Consider the following 245-nt stretch of genomic DNA (forward strand, 5'->3'; position numbering starts at 1 on the left):
GTAAAAGCCTTCAAGCCTAAAATGAATCCAATATAAGGATCAATCGTCCCATATTGGACAGCAAATAGTACTCCTGTCGCACCGCCTAATGCAGATCCGACAAAAAAGGTGACAGAAATAACTTTATTCACATTGATAGACATGAGTGATGCAGTGTCCCTGTCCTGGGCGACAGCTCGCATTGCCATCCCCCATTTAGTTTTGTTAACAAAGAAGTCAAGACCAACCATTAAAATAACAGCAAC

General features: G+C 41.6%; 1 pseudogene. It reads right to left on the reverse strand.

Features of this window, described 5'->3' with window-relative positions:
• Nucleotides 1–245: pseudogene (locus tag EOC06_RS39275) on the reverse strand (branched-chain amino acid ABC transporter permease); the annotation flags it as partial.

This window comes from Mesorhizobium sp. M7A.F.Ca.MR.362.00.0.0, from assembly GCF_004023175.1.
Lineage (GTDB): Bacteria > Pseudomonadota > Alphaproteobacteria > Rhizobiales > Rhizobiaceae > Mesorhizobium.